This is a genomic window from Dolichospermum sp. UHCC 0352, from assembly GCF_009711925.1.
Lineage (GTDB): Bacteria > Cyanobacteriota > Cyanobacteriia > Cyanobacteriales > Nostocaceae > Dolichospermum > Dolichospermum lemmermannii.
In genome coordinates this window covers 1-2,051 of sequence record NZ_VIKY01000036.1, presented here as the reverse complement: position 1 = coordinate 2,051, position 2,051 = coordinate 1, and the positions used below count along the sequence as shown (strand labels likewise).

The following is a 2,051-nucleotide window of genomic DNA, read 5'->3' as shown; positions in this document are numbered from 1 at the left end:
GAGGGACTTTTCAAACACCCTCTAAGGGAACACCAAAAAATAAATTACCCAATTTTGTGGGATGGGCATCCTGCCCGTCCTTGATGGTTAGCGGGCAAGATGCCCGCACCACAAGAAATTTTTGAGTATTTTTTTAATTGGAAGTCCCTAAGTAGACACCGAGAACTTAAACTGACAATTTCAGTTTGATGTCAGCAATCAAAGCACTTGCATCAAGGGTATTAATAAAACCATCACCAGTGATATCAGCAGTGGCATCAAAAATTCCGTTATCAAAGTTCGTTTTTGCTTGGTTCAGTGAACCTAAATCACCAGTATTAACTTTGCCATCATAGTTGATGTCTGAGTTAAAGGTGGATTTACCGGACAAGGCGACCTCGTACTGAGACCAATTAGGAATGTTGGTAAACAATACCAGACCATTAGTAAGATCAAAGTTTTCCCCAGCCACCAAAGGATCATAGGTCAAGTTAACCCGTTGGCTCGAACCCGCATTCAGGAACAGGTCTTTATCCCCTGACAAATCCAGATTCACAGTAACCCCGCTGACATTAATCTGAATATCCGAAACTACCAGAACACCTGACCCCGTATTGGTGATGTCAAAGTATTTGGTGGTATCAGCATAATTGGGGCGGACATAATCGCTGTCTTGGAAGTTCTTACGGAACTTGGATAGTTCTGTTGTGAATTTGATACTAGAATCATTGGCATTGCCTGAATTATCGGTAATAGCCAAACCTGGAATCACAAGATCAGCTTCGGAGTATGGGCTGAAGTAGGAATCATAACTATACCCATCTGCTGTGTAAGCATAACCGTATTCTGAGCCTAGCCCAGAACCGCCGTCATAGCTATAGAGATTGGTGGTCTCACCGTAACCAGTATCACCATCTGTGTAGCTAGTCACATAGACACGATTGTTGTAGGAACTATCCGTTGTTCCAGCGCTCACTGAGTCAATGGTATAGTAGCCAGTATTTCCTGTCTCATTGGCATAACCATCCAATACTTGACCTGCTGTATAGGTTCCTGCTGCTGCGTAGCCATAACCACTATAACTATCGCCATTACCGTAGGTGTAGGTGTAGTTGAATAGTTGGTTCTGGATGTCAGCTTCGTAGTATTGGCTGAAGTAGGGGTCGGAACTATAGCCGTTTGCGTCATAGGCATAACCGTATTCAGAGCCTAAACCATAGTAACCGCCATAGTTATAGAGATTGGTTGTTGTTCCATAGCCAGTATCACCATCTGTGTAGCTGGTGACATAGACGTAGCCGTTATAGCCTGCGTTAGTATTGCCTAATTCAACCGAGTCAATGGTGTACTGGCCACTCTGCCCCGCACCAGGATAGGATTGAAGCTGACCAGGATACTTAGCAAAGGTCGTATTTAATAAGGTTTGACCGTCTGAAGTATTGACAGTAAATTCGTCTGGACCAGCAGCAAAAGAACCATTCCCATCCCAACTGTTTATAATAAACAAGTCAAACTCTACGGTGACGCTACCGTTTAGAGCGACATCATTGAGCGCTAGACTCACCGTATCGTTACCAAATTCACCGAGGAAATTGCGGGAACCAACAGGAGTTGTGGAACGGGTCGAGCTTGACCAACCAGTTACGGAATCGCTTTCAAAGTCATTGGAGTAATTGAAACCACCAGCAGTCACTTTGACATTATCCAATCCCCAACTTTCATCAGTGATTTCCTGTAGGCCAGAGCCTATAAAATTCAGGGTTAGGGCATCGGATACATTAGTAAAGGTATAGGACAGGTGGTAGACTGAATCACCGACCCAATTATAACCAAGAGTATTGTTTTCAACCGCTCCTGTACCGCCAGGATAAAGATTGGTTTCGTTAGTTTCGTTAGCAATGCCGCCAATGGTTTGACCTGCTGTATAGGTTCCTACTGCTGCGTAGCCATAGCCACTGTAACTATCCCCATTACCATAGCTATAGGTGAAGTTATATTTCTGATTACCCAGAATGTCGGCTTCGTAGTATTGGCTGAAGTAGGGGTCGGAACTATTGCCGTTTGCGTCATAG

Annotated in this window: 1 protein-coding gene; it reads right to left on the bottom strand. The window is 44.1% G+C overall.

Features of this window, described 5'->3' with window-relative positions:
* Window positions 1-166: 166 nt before the first annotated feature.
* On the bottom strand, window positions 167-2,051 hold a 1,885-nt coding region (locus FJR06_RS02530), incomplete at its 5' end, for a dockerin type I domain-containing protein (RefSeq protein ID WP_217359757.1).